We start from the raw sequence: 21,008 nt of genomic DNA, 5'->3' as shown, positions 1-21,008 counted from the left end.
TTTCGCGGCGAGCGGCGATCATCGTGGGCGCAAGTCGACGCTAGGCCGTCTTTTCTCCGCCGTGCAGGCGATAGCCGTCGCGGCCGGCGGACTTGGCTTCGTACAGCGCCGCGTCGGCGCGTTCGAGCAAGGTCGCCGCGCTCGGCGCGTCGGCGTCGCTCTGCACGACCGCGACGCCGACGCTCGTGCTGAGCTGCAGGGTCAGGCCGTGCTCGGGCAGCAGGAACGGCTTGCGCATCGCCGCGACGATCTTGGCCGCGGCGGCCGCGGCGTATTGCGAACGGCGCATGCCTTCGATGATGACGGTGAACTCGTCGCCGCCGAGGCGGCCGATCACGTCGGAGGGGCGCAGCACCGAGCCGAGCCGCTGAGCGAAGGTCTTGAGCACGGCGTCGCCGACGGCATGGCCGTGGGTGTCGTTGACCTGCTTGAAGCGGTCGATGTCCAGATACATGACGACGAGCAGGGAGTGCTGGTCGGCGCGGCGCGTGAGCGCGCGCTCGAGCCGCACGAGGAAGCCGGCACGGTTGGCCAGGCCGGTCAGACTGTCCATCTCGGCTGCCTGTATCCAGCGCTGCTGCTCGACCTTGCGGCTGGTCACATCCTGCGCCATCACGTGGATGCCGAGCACCTGCCGCCGCTCGTCGTCCCACTGCGGGATGTAGACGATCTCGAGGCAGGAATAGCCGCCGCCGAGGTGTTCCTCGTCCTCGAACACGACGCGCTGGCCGGCCAGGGCCTGCCGCAGGTAAGGCTCGCGCCGCCGATAGACCGTTTCGCCGAGCAGGTTGCGCGCGTTCTGGCCGACGACGCGGCCGCGTTCGCCGCCGTAGTGCAGTTCGTACGCGGCGTTCGCGAACTGGAAGCGCAGCGACGCATCGAGGTAGGAGATCATCGCCGGCATGGCGTCGGCGATCGTGCGCAGGCGCTGCTCGTTGCGGCGCAGTTTTTCCTCGGCGATGTGCTGGGCGGTCACGTCCTCGACGCTGCCGGCGTAGCCGATGACTTCGCCTTCGACGACGAGCGGCGCGGCCTGCACCGCGACCCAGACAGTCTGGCTGTGATCCGGGCGCAGGCGCAGGCGGGCGTGGAAGCGCGTCAGCTCGGCCGTCGCCGCGCGCCAGCCGGCCACGACGCGCTCGCGGTCGTCCGGATGCACGGCCTGCTGCCAGCCGCCGCCGCGAGCTTCGTCGCTGCGCAGGCCCGCCATGCGTTCGAACGCGCGATTGACGTAGCTGAAGGCGCCGTCGAGTCCGGCGCGGAACAGGCCGAGCGGCGAACCGTCGTTGACCGCCTCGAGCTCGGCCTGCTGTTCGCGCAGGCGCTGCTCGGCCTGGCGGCGTTCGGTGATGTCCAGCGCGTAGCCCATGACGAACGGCGTGCCGTCGGCGTCGTCGAGCACGCGGTTGTTGTAATCCCAGATCCGCTGCGAGCCGTCCTTGTGCTGCACGAACAGCAGGCCCGAATCGGACTGTTGCCGCGCGATGCGCCGCAGATAGTCGTCGAACCGCGGCCGCAGCGGCGGCGGAATCATTTCCTGCATGGACCGGCCGACGAGCTCGTTGACGCGATAGCCGAGCGCCGCCGCGGCGGCCGGATTGATCGACAGCAGCACGCCGTCGAAGTCGTGCGTGCAGATCAGGCCGAGGCTCTGCTCGAACAGGTCGCGGAAGCGTCGTTCGCTGGCCTCGATGCGGCCTATGGCCTGGCGTTCCACCGTGACGTCGCGCGCCATGACCAGGCGCGCGGGCCGGCCTCCGTAGCGCAGCTCGCGCGCGGTGATCTCGACGAGGAAGCTGCGCCCGGCGGCGTCGCGATGGCGCCAGATCTCCGGCTCGGCCATGACCGGCGGCGGCTTGCTCAGCGCGGTGCTGAAGCGGATGTGCTCGCTGTCCGGACGTATATCGTAGAGGTCCAGCCGCAGGAATTCCTCGCGCGTCCAGCCGTAGGCGCGCAGCGCCGCGTCGTTGACCGCGAGGAAGCGCAGGCTGACGCTGTCGTAGACCCACATCGGCAGCGGTGCGTAGTCGAAGATCGCCTGCAGGTCGTCGCGCTGCAGCCGCATCGCGTTGACGCCGGTGCGCAGGGCGAGAGTCTGCGAAATGACGCGCTGCAGCGCCGTCGCGTCGAGCGTCGGCAGAGCCAGCCAGGCCGAGGCACCGGCCTCGATCCAGCGCCGCCCGCGCTCGACGTCTTCGTCGTCGTCGAGCGCGATCCACGCCGCCGACGGAGCGACCTCGGCCAGGCGCGCATAGCCCGGCGCGTCCGGATCGTTGGCTTCGACGAGCAGGATGTCGCAGGCGACGGCGGGCAGCGCGCGCAACGCATGATCGATGTCGCCGAGCGTCAGCAGACGGCCGGCGGTAGGCATGAGAGTGCCGACGGCACGAATGACGGCCTCGCTGCCGATCAACCCGATGTCGTAACCCGCATTCATCGGCGCTCCATGCGTGGCGGTCGCAAGGTCTCCGTTCGGGAGCGGTCCGATTCTAACAATGCCGCCGCATTCACGGCAGCCCGGTTTCCTGCGCGGCAGTGCAACAGACGAAGCCGGTTGCGACGGATTCAATTAGTCGCTTTGTACGCAACGCGCAGCGCGCATGTCGTGAAGAGCCGCCGGCCCGGTCGATCCGGCGCGCCACCTGGGCGCCGATCACGCGCCGGAGGCGCTCGCGTCGTTCGACGGGAGTCGGGCAGAGCCTGTCTTCGTCATCGGCTACGGCTCGAAGCCGTCGGCGAATACGCGGTCGGCCACGGTCGCGGCCGCCAGGCGCACGATGTCGTAGTCGCCCGAACCCGGCGGCGCTTCGCGACCCCAGTAGAGCTGCACCCGAGCGGTCGAGGTGCCGACCAGCGGATGCGGCTGCACGTCGCTGGCGTCGGCGCTCTCGTGCTGGACCAGCCGCGGCTCGAACGCGACGCCGTCGAGGCTGCGATGCGAATAGATGTCGTACTGGCTGCCGTTGGCCCGGATCTGGAACACGACGAACGCGCCGTCGGGCATCAGCACCGGCAGGGAGTCATGGTTGTCGCCGTCGACGGCGAGCGGCACGGCCGCGGCGCTCCAGTCGCGCGGGTCGGTCGTCGTGCGCGCCTGGATGTCCAACGACGAGCTGCCTACCTGGTAGGTCGCGAGGTAGCGGCCGTCGGCCGGCCGGAACGCGATGCGCGGCAGCTGGCTGGACGCGGCGATCACGGTGCGCAACTGGTCCCAGCTCGCGCCGCCGTCGGCGGACTGCGCCAGATAGCTGCCGCCGCCCAGGCGCTGGTAGCTCATCGTCAGGGTGCCGTCCGGATGGCGGATCACGTGCGGATTGACCTCGCCGCCGCCGGGCCAGCCGAGCTGCAGCTGGCCCTGCTCGGCGAAGGTGACGCCGTCGCTCGACGTGGCGCGGTACAGCCGGTAGCTCGCGCTCGTGCCGGTGCCTTTCAGATAGAACAGCACGAAGGTGCCGTCGCCGAGCTGCAGCAGCGCCGGATGCCGCTCGTTCGCCGCGCTCGCGACGACCGCTGCCGGCACACTCCAGCTCGCGCCGTCGTCGGTCGAGCGCGTGACCCACAGATCGCCGGACAGGCCCGCGTCGAGCCGCTCGAATGCGAGCAGCAGACTGCCGTCGGCGGCGCGCAGCACCGACGGCTGGTAGTCGGCGCCGCTGCCGCCGCTCACGGTCTGTTGCGCGCGGCCCGCCGGTGCATGGCCGGCGAACAGCAGCAGGGTTGCGGCGAGCCGCAGCGAACGGCGCAGGCGAGGCCGCATGGACTGTCTCCGATCCGATGCCGCGGCAGTGCGGCCCGCTACTGATACGCGAAAACACGCACCGGATGCACGCCGCGCGCCGTGTTCGCGCGGCGTGGCAGGCGCATCTGCGCCGCGCGCCGGAGTAGAACGTCAGCCGGTCGGGCAGGGCGCGCCCGCGTCGGTCCAGGTCTTGAACTTCGCGACGAACTCCGCGTGCGGCACGGACACCGGCGCGCGCGTGCCGCCGGGGTTCCAGCCCCAGAGCACGAGCTTGTCCTCGCTGACGTGCTTGAGCAGCGCGGCGAAATCGCGGCTGCCGTTCTGGCCCTTGTCCTGGATCATGCGGCAGAGCTCCGGCGCGCTCAGGCCTATCGTGACCATGCGCTGCTGTGGCGGCGGCAGTGCCCAGTGCGGCGCGCCCGGTGGCGCATGCGGACCGTAGCTCGCCGGCGGATTGGCTTCGCCATGGCAGGTCGAGCACGGCAGGCCTTCGGCGCCGTGGCCTGCCGGACCGCGCACGACTCCCATCGCATGCGGCAGTCCTTCGTCGAACTGCAGCGGCTGGTCGCCGGGAATGTGACAGTTCTGACAGCGCGGGTGCTGGAACACCTTCTGCACCGTCGCGAACGCGTCGACGGCGGCCTGGCGCTGGGCCGGGTCGGGTCCGGAATTGCAGCCGGCGAGGCCGGCCAGGAGCAACAGAACGACGCTGTGCGGCAGCAGGCGGGACATGGCGATCTCCTCAGCTCGTCGCGCGCAGCGGCAGCTCGCGCTGGCGCTTGCCGGTCAGTGCGGACAGCGCATTGGCGAGCGCCGCGGCGACCGGCGGCACGCCGACTTCGCCGACGCCGCCGGGCTTTTCCTGGCTCGGCACGATGTGTACGTCGATCTTCGGCATCTGGTTCATGCGCAGCACGCGGTAGTCGTGATAGTTCGACTGCTGCACGCGCCCGTTGACGATGTCGAGCCGGCCGAACAGCGCGGCGCTGATGCCGAACACGATGCCCGATTCCATCTGCGCGACGACGCCGGCCGGGTTGACCGCGATGCCGCAGTCGATCGCGCAGACGACCTGGTGCACGCGGATCGCGCCGTTGTCGATCGACACCTCGGCGACCTGGGCGGCGAAGCTGCCGAAGGATTCGTGCACGGCCAGGCCGCGCGCGCGGCCCGGCGGCAGCGGCGTGCCCCAGCCGGCGCGTTCGGCGGCGAGTTCGAGCACGCCGAGATGACGCGGGTGTTCGGCCAGCAATTCGCGGCGATAGGCCAGCGGATCCTTGCCGGCCGCCTTGGCCAGCTCGTCGATCACGCTTTCCATGACGAAGCCCGTATGCGTGTGGCCGACCGAGCGCAGCCAGAGCACGGGAATGCCGAGCTCGGGCGAATGCAGGCTGACGTGGCGGTCGGCGACCGACTTCAGATACGGCGAATCGGCGACGCCTTCGACCGAGGTCGCGTCGATGCCGTTCTTGATCATCATCTGGAACGGCGAATTGCCGAGTATCGACTGTCCGACGATGCGGTGCTGCCAGGCCGTCGGCTTGCCGTCGGTGCCGAGGCCGACCGCGACGCGGTGCACGAACGCCGGCCGGTAATAGCCGCCGCGGATGTCGTCCTCGCGCGTCCACACGGTCTTGACCGGCTTGCCCGCGGCCTTGGCGACTTCGACGGCCTCGCTGACGAAATCGCTGGTCGGCGTCGCGCGGCGGCCGAAGCCGCCGCCGAGGAACATCGTGTGGATCGTGACCTGTTCCGGCTTGAGGCCGGTGATGCGCGCGGTCACGGCCTGGTCGAGGGTCTGGAACTGCGTGCCGGTCCAGACCTCGCAGCGGTCCTTCTCGATCCGGACCGTGCAGTTCAGCGGCTCCATCGGCGCGTGCGCGAGATAGGGCACCGCGTAGTCGGCTTCGAAGCGCGTGGCTGCCTTGGCCAGCGCCGCGGCCGCATCACCGGCCTGGTTCGCGGGCAAGCCGTCGTCGGTCGCGGTCTTGAGGAAGTCGCCCTGCAGCACGGCGCTGTCGAGACCGGCGTTCGGGCCCGGGTTCCATTCGATCTGCAGCGCGTCGCGGCCGAGCTTCGCCGCCCAGAAATGATCGGCGACGACGGCGATGCCGCTGGGCACCTGCACGACGTCGCGCACGCCGGGCACGCGCCTGGCCGCGCTCGCGTCGAACGAGGCGACCGTGCCGCCGAACACCGGCGCGCGGGCGACGACTGCGGTCAGCAGGCCGTCGAACTGCACGTCCATGCCGAACTTCGCGCGGCCGTCGATCTTCTCGGGCGAGTCCAGGCGCCTGGCCGGCTTGCCGATGAACGTCCAGTCCTTGGCGTCCTTGAGCGCGACGGTCTTGGGCGGCGTCAGTCTGGCCGCGTCGTTCGCGAGCTCGCCGTAGCGCGCACGCTTGTCGCCGGCGACGACCGCGCCGTTCTCGCAGCGGCAGTCGGCGGTCTTGACGCCGAAGCGCCTGGCCGCGGCCTGGATCAGCAGCGCGCGCGCGGTCGCACCGGCGCGGCGGTAGCGCTCGAACTCGGTCCAGGTGGTCATGGAGCCGCCGGTGAACTGCATCGGCATGCCGACCGCGAAATAGTCCGGCGCGGCCGGCGCATGCTCGACCCGGATGCGGCTCCAGTCCGCGTCGAGCTCCTCGGCCAGCAGCAACGGCAACGAGGTCCAGATGCCCTGGCCCATTTCCGAATGGGCGAGCAGCACCGTGATCGTGTCGTCCTCGGCGATACGCAGGAATGCGTTCGGCGCGAACGGTGCGGCCGCGGCTGCCGGCGCGGCGGCGGCGAGCCGGTTCGTGCCGGGTACGAAGAAGGCGACGACGAGACCGCCAGCGCCGAGGGCGGCGGTCCGGAGGAAATCGCGTCGCGACGTGCCGGTAGCGGTGGTCATGCGAACCTCGCAGCGGAAAACGTGAGGGAAGCGCGGAATGAAGCGGGACTTGGAGTTGGCCGGCGGAGAGAAGCGCGGCAGCGGCATCGGAGCCGCACTGCGCATACGTCCGGAACGCTCTCCGGATCAGCCCTTGGCGAGTTCCGCCGCGCGATGCACGGCGGCGCGGATGCGCTGGTAGGTGCCGCAGCGGCAGAGATTGCCGCTGAGCGCGGCGTCGATGTCGGCGTCGGTCGGCGTCGGCTTGGCCTTGAGCAGCGCCGCGGCCGACATGATCTGGCCCGACTGGCAGTAGCCGCACTGGACCACGTCGAGCTCGGCCCAGGCGCGCTGGACCGGATGGCTCGCGTCGGGCGAGAGGCCTTCGATCGTCGTGACCGACTTGCCGGCGACCGCCGCCACCGGCATCACACAGGCGCGCAGCGGTGCGCCGTCGACGTGCACCGTACAGGCGCCGCATTGCGCCATGCCGCAGCCGAACTTCGTGCCGGTGAGCCCGGCCACGTCGCGCAGCACCCAGAGCAGAGGCATGTCGTCGGGCACGTCGAATTGCTGCGTCTTGCCGTTGATCGTCAGGCTGACCATGAGAACTCCGCGGCTGCCGTGAGGGTGGCTAGGAGAGACGAGCGGCGCGCGGTGGCGAGCGAGACGGCGGGCGCGGCGATCGGCCGCGCAAGCATGAGCTGGGTCAAAAAAGCCGTCAACCTGGCGGCGGGCGGATCGCCGGAGGTGTGCAGGATCAGGCAATCTTCGAGGAGTTCCGGTGCTGCGCGCCGTCTTTTGCGACGTCGTCGGAGGACAGGGTCGAGTGAGGAGAAGCGGAAGGCTGGCGTCACATCCGATGGCCGGCGTCGCATTCGCGGCACGGGCATTGCGCCGACCCGCCTCGTGTTCGCGGGATGCTCTTTCTTTCATCACCCCGCTCCCCGAAGTGCGTCTGCGCTTCGGGGAGCGGGCCTTGCGTGTCGACGAGTGCCGGTGCGCGATTACTGGTCGGCGACGACCGACGAGAACACCGGCTGGGCCGCGCCGCGGATTTCGGCGCGCGCGATCGCCCAGTGCGCATCGTTCGCGCGGAAGGTGCTGATCACGCGCGTGCGCAGGCGCAGTTGCACCTGGCGGCCGGCGAGGCTCGCGTCGAAGCGCAGGCTGTCGTCGCGCCAGCCGCCGGAGATGCCGCCGAACGCGGCGCTTCCGGCGGTCAGCAGCGGCGCGGCGTCCTGCCAGTCGCCGCCGTCGATGCGGATCTCGATGCGGCCGTAGCCCGGCGTGGTCGGCGAGCGGTCGAAGTCGTAGTCGTGGCGCAGCAGGAACTCCAGCGGCGCGGTCGCCGAAACCGTGAACGGCTGCGTCGCGAGCCAGGTGTTCAGGCTGAGCTGCGGATCGCTCATGACGTAGGCCCAGCTGCCGTTGTAGCGGCGGCGCTGCCAGTCGAGCACGTCGGCCAGCGCGTCGCCCTCGGCGCCGAGGCAGACATACAGCGCGCAGCCGTGCGGGTAGTCGTCGAAACCGCGTATCCAGTCCGCCGCGAACGTCGCCGGGTGCGCGAGGCTGTCGATGCTGCGATCGCGACGCAGGTCATAGTTGACCTCGAATGGCCGGCTCTGCAGCGCGAAAGCCAGCGGATGCGCCTCGTCCCAGGCGAAGGCCTGCACCGGCACGGTCAGCGGGCCGTGGCCGCGGCGCACGCGCAGCGGCAGCGCGATCACGCGGGTTTCCTCCGGCGCGAGCGCGACGTCCTGGACGACGGCCTGGCCGGGCAGGTCGTAGAGACCCGGAATCGGCGGCACTGCGAGCGTGATGCGGGCGAGCGGCGCGAAGCCGCTGTTGTGCAGGGTGACCCGCACTTCGCCGTCCTCGCCGCGGTCGAGCACGCCGTCGCCGTCGCCGCCGATCTCGCGCAGGCTCAGGTCGACGATGCTCAGCGCGTGGTCGACGTCGCGGAAGCTTTCCTCGACGCCGCGCAGGCTGAAGGACTTGCGCGGCGGCGACAGCGCGCCGGCGCCGAAGCCGCGCTCGGCGAAGCCGCTGCGGCAGCGGCGGTAGTCCGCTTCGCTGTCGGCGCGGATCGCGAACAGCAGCGCGTTGCGCGCCTCGGTATACGTCGCATCGGTCGGGAACAGCTGCAGTCCGCCGACGAGCCAGCGCAGGAAGTCGTTGCGCCGCGTCTCGGACTGTCCCGGCGCCGTCGCCGCGAGCACGTTGCGCGCGCAATGCCACAGCGCCGTGGTCCAGACTTCGCCGGCCGTATGGATTTCCGCGTTGACGAGCGAACGCGCCTTCCAGTCGAACGGCTGGCTGCCGGCCGGCACCGGGTTGTCCTGGCTGATGTGGCGCAGGGTCAGCGGATTGCGGTTCAGATCGCTCGAATACGGATAGCGGCGGATGCCGTGGTAGTAGCTGTTGTCGGGATTCGTCGGCGATCCGGCCACGGGCAGGTCGTCGCCGCTGAAGTCGTAGTCGAGATTCATGTAGGCGCCGACCGCGTAGGCGGCCGAGAACGCGGGCTCGCCGGGCATGGCCCAACGGTCCTGCTCGCGCACGGTCACGAACAGGCCGACGAAGTCGGCCGTGCCTTCGTTGATCGCGCCGGGCTGGCCGTAGTAGTCCGACGTGGTCAGGCGGCCGAACATCGTATGGCCCCATTCGTGCGCGAGCACGCCGAGGTCGAACGCACTGACGTCGCGATGGCTGCGGCTCTGTGTGTTGTAGCCGAGCGTCAGCGCCGGGCTCTCGCCGTCGGTCGGCGCGTAGGTGAAGGTGCTCAGGGACGCCGCATGCACGAGCAGCGGATCGCCGGCCAGGCCGCCGCGGCCGTAGTTGTCGGCCTGGCTGTTGCCGGCGGCTTCGTCGTAGCCGGCCAGGTAGAACAGGTCGTGCAGCCAGTTCGTCGCATAGAAGCCCTGCACAATCTTCGCATTCAGCGCGACATTGCCGACCGGAATCGGCGCCAGCGCATCGCGGCACTGGTCATAGTCCAGCCGCGTGGTGTCGACGTCGTAGGCGTAGTCGAAGCGGTGCGGCGCCGTGATGCGCGCGCGGAAGTCGCCTTCGGCGGCGTTGAAGCCCGGTCCCCAGCCTTCGCCCGTGCAGTAGTCTTCTTCGACGGTATCGGCATTGAAGAACGCGTCGACGTTGTTGCCGCGGGTTTCCTCGGCCGCGGGTGCGAGCCACGGATCGCCGGTGCCGGCGTCGCTGAGCGACAGCAGATTCATGGGCGCAGCCAATGTGGGTTTGTAGCCGTTGGCCTGGCCGGTCGGATGCGGGTTGGTGAAGCCGTAGGGATCGACGTAGGGCCAGCCCTGCGCATTGGCGAACACGCGGTAGTCGAACGCCTGCAGGTCGTGGACCTGATTCTGCCGGCGCAGCACGCGGCCGTCTTCGGCCGATATCACGAGCGCGAGGCCCAGCGGCCGCGGCTCGCCGCGGCGCTGGCCGAGCACTTCGGCGTAGTAGGCCGCGGTCAGGCCGTTCTCGGTCGGATACCAGACCGGCTTGACGCGCGCCGGGCGCAGCGCGGCGAAGTCTCCGGTGCCGGCCAATGCGATGCGCAGATAGTCGCCGTCGCTGCGCTTGGCGGCCGCGGCGTCCGGTGTGGCCGGAATGTCCAGAGTTCGCAGGGCTTGCTGCAGCGCCTGTTTCGCGTCGAGCGCGAAGGCCGGCAGCGCGGCGTTCTGCAGTTTGGCCGGCAGGCTGCCGCCGCTTGCGCGTGCCGTGCCGTTCGCATCGCGCAGCAGGGTCAGGCGCGCGCCGTAGATCTCGATGCCGGCGACGGCCGGGCGGTAGTGTTCGATGCGGCGGCTGCGATCGGCCTTGCGGCGGAGCTCCACGTGGCGGAGTTGCGGATAGCGGCTCTGCAGCAGCGCGGCGCCGTCCGGATCGCGCTTGGCGGCGGCAGGCAGCGTGTCGAGCCAGTCCAGCTGCTGCCGCAGCGCCGGCGGTTCGGCGGCGTTGCGCGCGAGCGCGAGAGGAGAAACCGACAGTCCGGCAAAGGCCAACAGACACAATGATACGTAGTTCACGAAGGTACTCCGGCATCGAGGCGCGGCGAGCGTAGCAATCGCCGCACATCTACGCAATTCTTCGTACGAACGTGACGGCAAGTTTTTCGCGCGGGACTTGCGGCGGCGCGAACGGCGGTCCGCGATGCGGGTCTGCATCGATCGCGTTGCTGCCGTGCAGCATCGACGACAGCGACAGAAATGTCGTACGTTGTATTTCGTATTTTACGGCGCTGATGCAGAATCGCCGGGCCGCGGCCTGCGTCGCGGCCATCCCGATACCAGCAATCATCCGGCAGCCGCCGGCAACTGCCGCGCGGTGCCGTCAGCGGAGAACGAAGCATGGTCACCCGACGTGAAGTGTTGATCGGAGCAGGCGTGGCGGGACTGTCGGCGGCGTTCGGCGTCGCGGCGGCCGCGAAAAGCGGCAAGTCCGAAGCGGCGCTGCGCTGGGCGCCGTATGCGAAGACCTTCGCGATCGACGGCGCGGCGAGCTTCGGCTTCATCTACAGCGAAGACGCCGAGGCCGTTCGCAAGGAGCTCGCTGTGCAGCGCGCCTGCGGTCTCGGCGCCGTGCTGACGACGGCCGCGCCGCAGGGACGCTTCTGGCTCGACGACGCGGCCTATGCGCGCGCCAAGCAGACGGTGCAGCGCTGGAACGCGATCGCCGCGGAGCACCCGGAGCATCTGTACATCGTGCGCAGCGCGGCCGACCTCAGCCTCGAGCGCCGCGGCCCGCGCACCGGCGTGATCCTCGGCTTCCAGGGCACCGAGGCGCTCGGCGAGGACGTCGCGCGCATCAAGGAGTTCCGCGAACTCGGCCTGCGCGTCGTGCAGCTGACCCACAACCGGCGCAACCTCGTCGGCGACGGCTGCATGGAGCCCGGCAACGCGGGCCTCAGCAACTACGGCCACCAGATGGTCGAGGCGCTGGAGGAAAACCGCCTGGTCGTCGATCTCGCGCACGGCGCCGCGCGCACGATCAGCGAAGGCATCGCGGCCTGCAGAAAACCGATGCTGATCAGCCACACGGGCTGCCGCGCGCTCGCCGACCTGCCGCGCAACGTGCACGACAGCGAACTGCGCGCGATGGCCGAGCGCGGCGGCGTGGCCGGCATCATCTTCTGGCCTTACCTGCGCACCGACACCCAGCCGATGGCGATCGACGTGATCCGCCACATCGAGCATGCGATCGACGTCTGCGGCGAGGACCACGTCGGCATCGGCACCGACGGCGGCATCGCGCCGGCCGAGCGCACGCCGGAGTTCGAACGGGACAACCGCGAATTCATGAAGGGCATGGTCGAGGACGGCATCTTCGAGAAAGGGCGTCCGGCCGATCTCTACATCTTCATTCCGGATCTGAACATGGCCAACCGCTTCGAGGTGCTCGCGGCGATGCTCGCCAGGCGCGGCCATTCCGACGCGCGCATCGCGAAGATCCTCGGCGGCAATTTCGCGCGTGTCATGAGCGAGGTCTGGGGCTGAACCGTCCCGCGGCCCAGTCCGCTTCGCGCATAAAACGTAGCGTACGTTTGACGCCGGCTTAATTGCTGCTGGCTGACACTGCCGTCTTGAAAAAAGGAACTACGGCAGATGGACGAATCAAGCCGGCCCAGCCTGCTCGTGGTCGACGACGACGAAGGATTCGTCGAAGCGGCCGTGACATTGGCTCAGCTGCACAACTTCGAGTCGAGCGCCGCGCCTAACCTCGGCGCCGCCCGCGCCGCGATGCGCCGGCGGCGCTTCGATCTGGTGCTCGTCGATTTGCACCTGCCGGACGGCTCGGGCTTCGATCTCGTCGAGGAGATCGGGCATCTGCACAGTCCGGTGGCCGTGGTCACCGGCAATGCATCGATCGCGAGCGCCGCGCGCGCCGTGCGTCTGCCGGTCAGCGACTACCTGATCAAGCCGCTCGAACGCGCGCGTTTCGATGCGCTGCTCGAGCAGGCCCAGGCGCATTGGTCGGCGCAGCAGCCGGGCGCCGGCGACGACGCGCCCTGTGGCGATTTCGTCGGCACGTCGGCGGCCATGCAGAGCGTCTACCGGCAGATCCGCCGCATCGCGCCGACCGCGGCCAACGTGCTGCTCGTCGGCGAGAGCGGCACCGGGAAGGAGCTCGCGGCGCGCGCGATCCACGATCTCAGCGGCCGCGGCGGTCCGTTCGTCGCGGTCAACTGCGGCGCGGTCGCGCCGGAGCTGCTCGCGAGCCATCTGTTCGGCCACGAGCGCGGCAGCTTCACCGGCGCCGTGCGCCAGCACCGCGGCTATTTCGAGCAGGCCCAGGGCGGCACCATCCTGCTCGACGAGATCACCGAGATGCCGGCGCCGCTGCAGGCACATCTGCTGCGCGTGCTCGAGACGCGCACGTTGATCCGCGTCGGCGGCGATACCGAGCGCGAACTCGACGTGCGCGTCGTCGCCGCGACCAACCGCCATCCGGACGATGCGATGGCCGGCGGGCGGCTGCGCGAGGATCTGTTCTTCCGGCTCGGCGAGTTCGTGCTGCAGCTGCCGCCGCTGCGCCTGCGCGGCGGCGACCTGGAGCTGCTCGGCGAATCGCTGCTCGAACGGCTGAACCGGCGCTACGGCGTCGACAAGCGTTTCGCGGCCGGGACCTGGAAGGCTATCGCCGGCTATTCCTGGCCCGGCAATGTGCGCGAGCTGCGCAACGTCGTGCACCGCGCCTACATCCTCAGCGAAGGCGCCGACGTCGAGCTGCCGCCGCTGCACGACGCGTTCCGCCGTCGCGACGAGCTCGACGGCTGCCTGGTCTTTCCGGTCGGCACGCGCCTGGATCTCGTGCAGCGCGAGATGCTGCTGCGCACGCTCGCCCATTTCGGCGGCGACAAGGTACGCACGGCCGAAGCGCTCGGCGTCAGCATCAAGACCGTCTACAACCATCTCGCCCGCTACAGCGACGATGCGGCCGCCTGAGCGTCTGGCGGCGCTGCGTCTGGCGCCGCTGCGCAGCCTGCGTGCGCTGGCCGACCCGCGTCATGCGGCGCTGCGCACGGTGCGCCTGCTCAGCACGGCCTGCGGCGGAACGGCCGTGCGCTGTACGCTGCCGACGATCGGTTGCGAAGTCGTGTGGGGCCGTCCCTGTCCGGCATCGATCGCCCGGCGGCGGGTGCCGCTGGTCTATGGTGGGCGATCGCTGGGCCAGCTCGAGTTGCGCTGTGCGGCCGTGCGCTGGCGCGCGAGCCGGCGCACGGTCGTCCTGCTCGCCGAACCGCTGGCCTTGCTGCTCGCGGTGCACGCCGGCGCGCCGCAGGCGCTGCGCGGCGTCGTCGTCACGCCGCAGCCGTTGCACGAACTCAACAACGCCGCGCATGCGCTGAGCCTGCAGGCCGGTGTCGTGCAGATCCTGCTCGAACGCGGCGAGGTGGCCGAGGCGAGCCGGTTCGCCATGCTCTGCGCGCGGCAGGCCGACCGGCTCGTCGCGCTCGTCGCGGAACTGCGCCGCTGTTGAGCTGCGATGCGCGGATCGGCCGCGCTCGCGCAACATTGCGGCTCGCCGCACCGCGACGACGCAAGGACGGCTGGCCCCGCCGCAGCGGCGGGGCCACGCGTCGGACTCAGTGCTTCTTCTGTGCCTCGTCCATCGTGCCGCCGGTGCTGCCGCTCGTGCCCGAGCTGCCGGTGCCGCTGCGCGCGCCGGCGCTGAGGCTGCCGCCGCCCGACGCGCCCGAGAGGTTCTGGCCCGTACCTGCGTTGCGCACGGTGAGCCGGTTCTCCACGCCCTTGACGCCGCCGCAGTCGTCGGCGATGTCTTCGGCGCGATGCTTGAGGCGGCGCGAGTCGACGCTGCCGGTCAACGTGACCGTGCCGTTCTTGACCTCGACGTTGATGTCGCCGGCGTCGATCATCGGATCGTCGGTCAGCCGCTCATTGATGTCTTCCTTGATGCGTTCGTCGGAACGCATGTAGTTCTTCGGACCGCGACCGCGCAGGCTCTGGCCCTGGCTTTCGCTGCGGCCCTGTCCGTAGCCGCTCATGCCGTAGCCTTCGCCGTAGCCCTGCTGGCCGCGGTAGTCCTGGCCGCCCTGGCCATAATTGTCTTGGCCGTAGCCGCCCTGGCCATAGTTGCCCTGGCCGTGGTTGCGGCCGTAGGCGTCTTCGCGCTCGTCGCCGTACCAGCCGCCGCGGCCCTGCGCCATGCGATTGCCGTAGCCGTACTGGCGGCCGCCCTCGGCGTAGTCGCCGTAGAAGCGGTCCTCGCCGCCGCGGCCGTATTCGTAGCGGCCGCCGCGGCTGCCGTAGCCGAGGTCGCTGCCGTACGCGCCGATATAGCCCTGACCGCTGTCGTCGTAGTCGCGCCACGCGGACCGGCCGCCCTGACCGTAGCGGCCGCCTTCGCGGCCGTAGCCGGACTGCTGCGAGCCATAGCCGCGCTGCTGCGGGTAATGGGTCGGCGCGACGGTCGGCCCGTAACGGCGGTCGTCGCCGCCGCGCGAGCCTTCGCCGTACAGCGACTGCCGGCGGCCGGCGTAGTCGGGATTGCCGTGATAGCCGCTCGCGCTGCCGTAGGGCCGGCCGGCGCCGTAGGTATCGCGCGAACCGCCGCGTTCGTCCTGATAGTCCTGACTGCCGAACTGCGGCTCGTAGCCGCGGCCGTAGCGCTGGCGGGCGAAGTCGGAGCCGTAGCCTTCGTCCTGGTCGTAGCCGGTATAGGACTCGCGCCAGTCGTCCTGCTCGCCGTAGCCGGCGCGCATTCCGTCTTCGCGGTCGTCATTGCGGTAGTCGCTGCGTGCGGACTGGGAGCGCTCGACGTCGCGGTTGCGCTGTTGGCGCGGCTCGCGCTCACGATCGTATCGTTGCATGGGTCTCTCCTCGAAATTTCTTGTGCAGCCGCCGACGCGGCGGCCGCTGTGGAGGAGCAAGACATGTGCCACGCCGAGGTAATTTTATACATTCGTTCGCGACCGCCTGGGACGGAGATTGGCATCCGCCGCGCGCCGCGGACGGTCCGTCGCGCACGGAAAGTCCTTCCGCGCCGCTGTAGCAATTTCATCGGTGACGCGGCGGCGGCGCGTCCTTGCAGCTTGCATGCCCGCGCGCGGCGCTCGCGCGAAATGCCGTCGCCGGCCACGCAAAGACATGCACTTGCATCGGGCGCGGCGCCGGCATGCAACCTGCTCCGTGGTCCTGCCGTTCCGGCCATCAGGAGAAACCCATGTCCAAGAATTCCGCACTCGCCGCCGCCCTGGCCTTCGCGTTCGCCGCGGCGCCGCTGCTCGGCGTCGCCAACGACGACAAGCTCAGCCGCGACAAGACGCCCACCGGCGAACACGTTCCGGTATTCGACCAGATCGACAGCGACGGCAACGGCATGCTCGACAAGGACGAGTTCGCCCGCGGCACCACGGCCGAGAACGTGACCTTCGCCGAGGTCGACGTCGACGGCGACGGCAAGGTCTCGCGCAAGGAATGGGACGAGCACAAGAAGATCAAGAAGCAGCAGCGCTGACCGCCGGCGTGGGGGGGGGGGGGGGCGGGCGGGGGGGGGGGCGCGGGCGGGGGGCGGGGTGCGCGCGGGGGCCGCGCCCACCACGACGGTATGCGCCGAGCGCTGCTCAGGCTGCGCTTCAGCCGAGCACGCCGTCGACATCGGACGGCTTGGCCAGGATCTTCAGTCCCTCCGCGGCCGCGCCGACGAAGTGCCGCACGAGCGGCTGCGTGCCGGGTTCGAGCAGGGTCAGCACGCTCTCCTGCAAGCGGCGTTCCTCGTTCGTCACGCGCTCGTGCTGGCGCAGATGTTCCAGCCACGAGGCGACGCTGAAATATTCGAGGAAGCTGCCGGGCAGGGCCGTATCTTCGGCGATGCCCCAGGTGATCGCGCCGTCGCGGCGGCGGCTGCGGCCGAGTTCGCGCAGCACGGCCAGGAACGCCGCGCGCTGCGCCGGGATCACGTGGTATTCGATCGTGATCAGCACCGGGCCGCGGTCGGTGTCGAACGTGTCGGCGACGACGGGTGCGGCCCAGTGTTCCGACGGCGTGACGTCGATGCGCGCGGCGTCGCCGAGGCGCCAGCGCTGCGTCAGCAGCGCGGCCAGCGCCGTGCCGATCGCCGCGGCGAGCAGCGCGTGCAGCACCGAATAGCGCTGGGCCAGAGTGCCCCAGCCGAGGCTGCCCAGCGCCATGCCGGCCGAGAACACGACGATGTACAGCGCGAGCGCGCGGGCGCGCACCCAGGCCGGCACGGCGGTCTGCGCGGCGATCTGCAGCGACGACAGCACGCTGAGCCAGGCGAAGCCCGCGACGAGGCAGATCGGATACAGCGCGCGCAGGTCGCGCAGCAGCGCGACGCCGGCGATGCAGCCGGCATACAGCAGGCTGGCGAGCAGGAACAATCGGTCGGCATCGAGACGGCGACGCAGGCGCGGCAGCAGCACGGCGCCGCTGATCGCGCCGATGCCGATGCAGCCGAGCAGCAGGCCGTAGGTGCCGGCGCTGGCTTTCAGCTCCTGACGCACGACGATCGGCAGCAGTGCAGTCAGCGCGCTCGCGAAGGCGAAGAACGCGCCGGTGCGGATCAGCACGGCCTGCAGCACGCTGGCCTGGCTCGCATAGCGCAGGCCCGCGCGCAGCGCGAGGCCGAAGGATTCCGGCGGCAGGGCCGACGCGGCCGGCGCGCGTTTCCAGCGCCACAGCGCGAACACGATCGCGAGAAAGGTCAGCGCGTTGATCGCGAACGCCATCGCGGCACCGGTCTGCGCGACGATGAGGCCGCCGATCGCCGGTCCCGTCGCGCGCGCGATGTTCATGCTCAGCGAGCCCAGCGCGACGGCGCTGCCGAGCAGCGGTTTCGGCACGAGCTCGGGCGTGGTCGCCTGCTGCGCCGGCATCGCCATCGCCGCGCCGCAGCCGAGCGCGAAGGTCAGCAGTACCAGCGACCAGGGACCGAGCAGCCCGAGCTGGGCCAGCACGGCCAGGGTGCCCGCGGCGAGGAACATCCACAATTGCGCAAGGATCAGATAGCGGCGCCGGTCGACGATGTCGGCCAGGGTGCCGGCGACGATCGCGAGCAGCACGACCGGCAAGGTCGTCGCCGACTGCACCGCGGCGACCATCAGCGGCGAGCCCGTGGTCTCGGCCATGATCCAGGCCGCGGCGACGTCGTGGATCCAGGTGCCGATGTTGCCGACGAGGATGGCCAGCCACAGCGAGCGGAACGTCGGATGGCGCAGCGGCGCCCAGGCGCCGGCTTCCCGGGGGCGGTTGCTGTCGTGGTCAGACATCGAGTATCCCCCGGCGCAGGCCTATCGTGACGGCGTGAGTGCGGTCGTTCGCGCCGAGTTTCGCAAGAATGCTCTTCATGTGCGCCTTGACGGTTTCTTCGCTGATGCCCAGGCGCGCGGCGACGACCTTGTTGGAATTGCCGGCCGCGACGCCGCGCAGGATCTCGATTTCGCGCGCGCTCAGCGGCGCGTCGCCCGCGTGCGCGGCGATCTCGCAGGCGACCTCGGCCGCGATGCGCCGGCGTCCGGCCATGACGCTGCGCACCGTGTCGACGAGCTCCTTGCGCAGCGAGCTCTTGAGCAGATAGCCCTGCGCGCCGGCCTGCAGCGCACGCAGCGCCTGCACGTCGCCGGCATAGGTCGTCAGCACGATGATGCGCGCGTCGGGGAACTCGGCGCGGATCGCAAGGATCGCGTCCACGCCGCTGCGCCGCGGCATCTGCAGATCCATCAGGGTCACGTCCGGGCGGTGCGCGCGGAACGCGGCGATGGCCTCGTCGCCGTCGGCCGCCTCGGCGACGAGCTGCAGGTCGTCCTCGCCGTCGAGCACGCCGGCGATGCCCTCGCGCAGCAGCGGATGGTCGTCGACGACGAGCAGACGGATCGGCGCGTCGCTCACGGACGGACCTTGCGCGAACGGCGCGGCCGCGCGGCGGCTTGCGGCGCGGCCCGTGACGGGGAAGGGCGGCGATGACGCATGAATACCTCGCAGGGAAGGCGGATCAGGTTTTTCCGGCCGCGAGCTGCCGGGCCAGCCGCTGCCAGCGGCCGTCGCGCGGCAGCGGCAGCAGCAGTTCGATTTCGCTGCCGCGACCGCGGCGGCTCCAGATGTTGAGCTGCGCGCCGAGGCCGTTCGCGCGTTCGCGCATGCCCGACAGGCCCCAATGGCCGGCCTTGCCGCCCGCATCGAGGATGGCCTCTTCGATGCCCCGGCCGTCGTCGCGCACGCGCAGGCGCAGGCGCTCGCGCTCGGCCGCGATCTCGACCTCGATGTGCCGGGCCTGGGCATGGCGGAACGCATTGAACAGCGCCTCACGGCCGATGCGGAAGATCTCGTCGCGGCGCAGCGAGTCCAGCGCCGGCAGATGGCCTTCGACGACGACGCGGAATTCGGCCGGATAGGCCTCCGCCAATTCGGCGCCGGTACGCGCGAACGCATCGGGCAGGTCCAGCGGATCGTCGGCGATGCCGGCGCGCAGGTCCTGCACGCGATCGCGCGCTTCGACGACGAGCGCTTCGGCGCGATCGAGCGTCGTCTCCAGCGCGTCGCGCAGCGGCTCGCTCCGCGGCACCTTGTTCGCGATGGCCTGGAAACGCAGGATCAGGCCCTGCACGCCCTGCAGCAGGGTGTCGTGCAGCTCGCGCGCGATGCGTTCGCGCTCGCGATGCCGTTCGTCGAGCCGCGCGCGCAGGCGTGCGGCGAGCTGGCGCAGGCGCAGCAGGTACAGCGCGAACAGGGTCGCGGCCGCGGCCAGCGCGCACAGCGCGTAGAACACGCCGGTCTCGACGAAGCGCGGCTCGATGCGGAAATCCAGCGTCGCGCCGGTGCGGTTCCAGACGCCGCCGTCGTTGGCCGCGATCACGTCGAAGCGGTATGCGCCCGGACCGAGGTTGGTGTAGAACGCGCGCCGCCGCGTGCCGGCGTCCTGCCAGTCGGCGTCGACGCCTGCGAGCCGATAGCGCAGCTGCACGCGGTGCGGCACCGACAGGCTCAGCGCGGTGTAGTCGATCTGCAGGTCGCGCGTGCCGGGCAGCAGCGCGAGTCCGGCCTGCACCGCGTAGTCGTGGCCGCCGGCGCGCAGCGCGCGTATCGCGACCGGCGGTACCGCGGTGTTGCTGTGGAGCCGCGCCGGATCGATGCGCGCGATGCCCTGGTTCGTCGCGAACCAGAGCTTTCCGTCCGCGTCGCGCGCCGCCGACGGCGAGGCGGGGAACTGCAGCGCGACGCCGCGCAGGCCGTCCTCCTTGTCGAACACGCGCAGCACGGCCGGCTGTCCCGTCGCCGCGGCGTTGCGCAGCGCCGCAGGACTGGCCTGCACGATGCCGTGCAGGCCGTTGAACCATACCTCGCCGTCGGCCGCGGCGACGATGCCGCTGACGCCGTGCAGCAGCTCCGGCGGTTCGGTGACCAGCGCGCGCGCCTGATCGTCGCGCAGCAGCGCGACACCGTTTTCGCCGGCGACGAGCACGGCGTCGTCGACGGCGGCCAGCGCCGTGATCGTGCCGGCCGGCAGGCCGTCGGCCGCGGTATAGAGCCGTTCGGCGCCGTCGCGCCAACGCAGCAGCTGGCTGTCGCCGTAGCCCAGCCACACGGTGCCGTCGCTGCCGCGCGCGAGCACCGCGGCATTGCGCGGATCGAGCGCGCGCGTGACGGGCTGCCATCGTCCGCCCGCCTGGCGCTGCAGGCCGCCGGGCTGCCACAGTGCGTAGAGGCCGTCCTCGCCGTCGTAGGCGATCAGGCTGGCCTGTCCCATCGTCCCGGCCGGCGGTGGCACGGGCACGAGCCGGCCGTCCTGCCAGCGCCAGAGCGCCGCGCCGCTCGTGAACCAGGCCGTGTCGCCGCGTCCGGCGGCAAGCCCGCCGATGGCGTTCGCCGGCGTGTCGACCACGCGCTGCAGCGGGCCGTCGTGCAGCGCGTACACGGTGCCGCGGTTGGCGATCAGCAGGCCGTAGCGTTCGCTCGCGCCGATCGCGTAGCCGAGCTGATGGTCGAGCCGTTCGTCGCGCAGCATGCGCACGTTGTTGTAGCGGAAGCGATGCAGGCCGAGGTTGGTGCCGGCCCAGACGTTGCCTTCGCGATCGGTCAGCAGCGGCACGGTCTTGTTCGAACTCAGGCCGTTGTGTTCGTCGATGCCGCCGTCGAAGTCCGCGTCGCGCAGGCCGCGGCCGCTGGGCACCTCGCCGAGACGCGCGCTGCGCCGTATGCCGCGGTTGTTGCGGTCGGTGCCCCAGAACACGCCGTAGCGGTCGAAGCGCATCTGCGCGAAATGGATCGGCGTGGACGTATCGGTTTCGGCCGCCATCGCGGCGGCATCGACCGCGCCGGTGAACGCGCGCGTACCGAGCTTCACGTCGGACACCCAGATGCGGCCGTCGGGCGCCTGCGCGAGCGCCGCGTAGCTGCCGCCGTC

General features: G+C 70.7%; 15 protein-coding genes. 4 read left to right on the top strand and 11 right to left on the bottom strand.

Going from position 1 to position 21,008, the window contains the following annotated elements; genetic code table 11:
- Positions 1–40 precede the first annotated feature (40 nt).
- The 7 genes from NON22_RS03290 to NON22_RS03260 form a co-directional block, all read right to left on the bottom strand.
- Complete coding sequence (locus NON22_RS03290) at positions 41–2,437, bottom strand: PAS domain S-box protein (RefSeq protein WP_257385480.1); 2,397 nt, start codon at positions 2,435–2,437, stop codon at positions 41–43.
- Between the two features lie 279 nt (positions 2,438–2,716).
- Positions 2,717–3,757, bottom strand: a complete 1,041-nt coding sequence (locus tag NON22_RS03285) for a sialidase family protein (RefSeq protein WP_257385479.1) — start codon at positions 3,755–3,757, stop codon at positions 2,717–2,719.
- Positions 3,758–3,889: 132 nt separating this feature from the next.
- Positions 3,890–4,471, bottom strand: coding sequence for a hypothetical protein (locus NON22_RS03280; RefSeq protein WP_257385478.1), 582 nt, complete (start codon positions 4,469–4,471; stop codon positions 3,890–3,892).
- Positions 4,472–4,481: 10 nt separating this feature from the next.
- Positions 4,482–6,635 carry a xanthine dehydrogenase family protein molybdopterin-binding subunit gene (locus NON22_RS03275; RefSeq protein WP_257385477.1) on the bottom strand — a complete coding sequence of 718 codons (2,154 nt, stop codon included), beginning with the start codon at positions 6,633–6,635 and terminating at the stop codon, positions 4,482–4,484.
- Between the two features lie 126 nt (positions 6,636–6,761).
- A complete protein-coding gene (locus tag NON22_RS03270) occupies positions 6,762–7,220 on the bottom strand; it encodes a (2Fe-2S)-binding protein (RefSeq protein WP_257385476.1) in 459 nt (152 codons plus the stop codon).
- A 401-nt stretch (positions 7,221–7,621) separates the two neighbouring features.
- The gene (locus tag NON22_RS03265; RefSeq protein ID WP_257385475.1) at positions 7,622–10,657 is read right to left on the bottom strand and encodes a M36 family metallopeptidase; all 3,036 of its coding nucleotides are present in this window, start codon (positions 10,655–10,657) and stop codon (positions 7,622–7,624) included.
- Between the two features lie 49 nt (positions 10,658–10,706).
- Positions 10,707–10,928 (bottom strand): hypothetical protein, encoded by a 222-nt coding sequence (locus NON22_RS03260; RefSeq protein ID WP_257385474.1) that lies wholly within the window; start codon positions 10,926–10,928, stop codon positions 10,707–10,709.
- A 50-nt stretch (positions 10,929–10,978) separates the two neighbouring features.
- On the opposite strand from NON22_RS03260, the gene NON22_RS03255 reads away from it, so the two are divergent.
- The 3 genes from NON22_RS03255 (at position 10,979) to NON22_RS03245 (ending at position 14,108) form a co-directional block, all read left to right on the top strand.
- On the top strand, positions 10,979–12,124 hold the full coding sequence (locus tag NON22_RS03255) for a dipeptidase (RefSeq protein ID WP_257385473.1): 1,146 nt from the start codon (positions 10,979–10,981) through the stop codon (positions 12,122–12,124).
- 108 nt (positions 12,125–12,232) lie between these two features.
- On the top strand, positions 12,233–13,573 hold the full coding sequence (locus tag NON22_RS03250; RefSeq protein WP_257385472.1) for a sigma-54-dependent transcriptional regulator: 1,341 nt from the start codon (positions 12,233–12,235) through the stop codon (positions 13,571–13,573).
- Positions 13,560–14,108: a hypothetical protein gene (locus NON22_RS03245; RefSeq protein ID WP_257385471.1), complete on the top strand. Its 549-nt coding sequence runs from the start codon at positions 13,560–13,562 to the stop codon at positions 14,106–14,108. The genes NON22_RS03250 and NON22_RS03245 overlap by 14 nt, the downstream gene beginning before the upstream one ends.
- Before the next feature lie 106 nt (positions 14,109–14,214).
- Here the strand turns inward: NON22_RS03245 and NON22_RS03240 are convergent, their stop codons facing one another.
- Positions 14,215–15,459 (bottom strand): BON domain-containing protein, encoded by a 1,245-nt coding sequence (locus NON22_RS03240; RefSeq protein WP_257385470.1) that lies wholly within the window; start codon positions 15,457–15,459, stop codon positions 14,215–14,217.
- A 353-nt stretch (positions 15,460–15,812) separates the two neighbouring features.
- On the opposite strand from NON22_RS03240, the gene NON22_RS03235 reads away from it, so the two are divergent.
- Positions 15,813–16,106, top strand: coding sequence for an EF-hand domain-containing protein (locus NON22_RS03235; RefSeq protein ID WP_257385469.1), 294 nt, complete (start codon positions 15,813–15,815; stop codon positions 16,104–16,106).
- 118 nt (positions 16,107–16,224) lie between these two features.
- Here NON22_RS03235 and NON22_RS03230 read toward each other — a convergent pair whose 3' ends face one another.
- The 3 genes from NON22_RS03230 to NON22_RS03220 all read right to left on the bottom strand — a co-directional run.
- Positions 16,225–17,877 (bottom strand): MFS transporter, encoded by a 1,653-nt coding sequence (locus NON22_RS03230; RefSeq protein ID WP_257385468.1) that lies wholly within the window; start codon positions 17,875–17,877, stop codon positions 16,225–16,227.
- Positions 17,870–18,475, bottom strand: coding sequence for a response regulator transcription factor (locus NON22_RS03225; RefSeq protein WP_257385491.1), 606 nt, complete (start codon positions 18,473–18,475; stop codon positions 17,870–17,872). The genes NON22_RS03230 and NON22_RS03225 overlap by 8 nt, the downstream gene beginning before the upstream one ends.
- Positions 18,476–18,599: 124 nt before the next feature.
- Positions 18,600–21,008, bottom strand: a 2,409-nt coding sequence (locus NON22_RS03220) for a sensor histidine kinase (RefSeq protein WP_257385467.1), incomplete at its 5' end; no start/stop codon positions are given.

Source organism: Tahibacter caeni, assembly GCF_024609805.1.
Taxonomy (GTDB): Bacteria; Pseudomonadota; Gammaproteobacteria; order Xanthomonadales; family Rhodanobacteraceae; genus Tahibacter; species Tahibacter caeni.
This window is presented reverse-complemented; position numbering and strand designations above follow the sequence as displayed.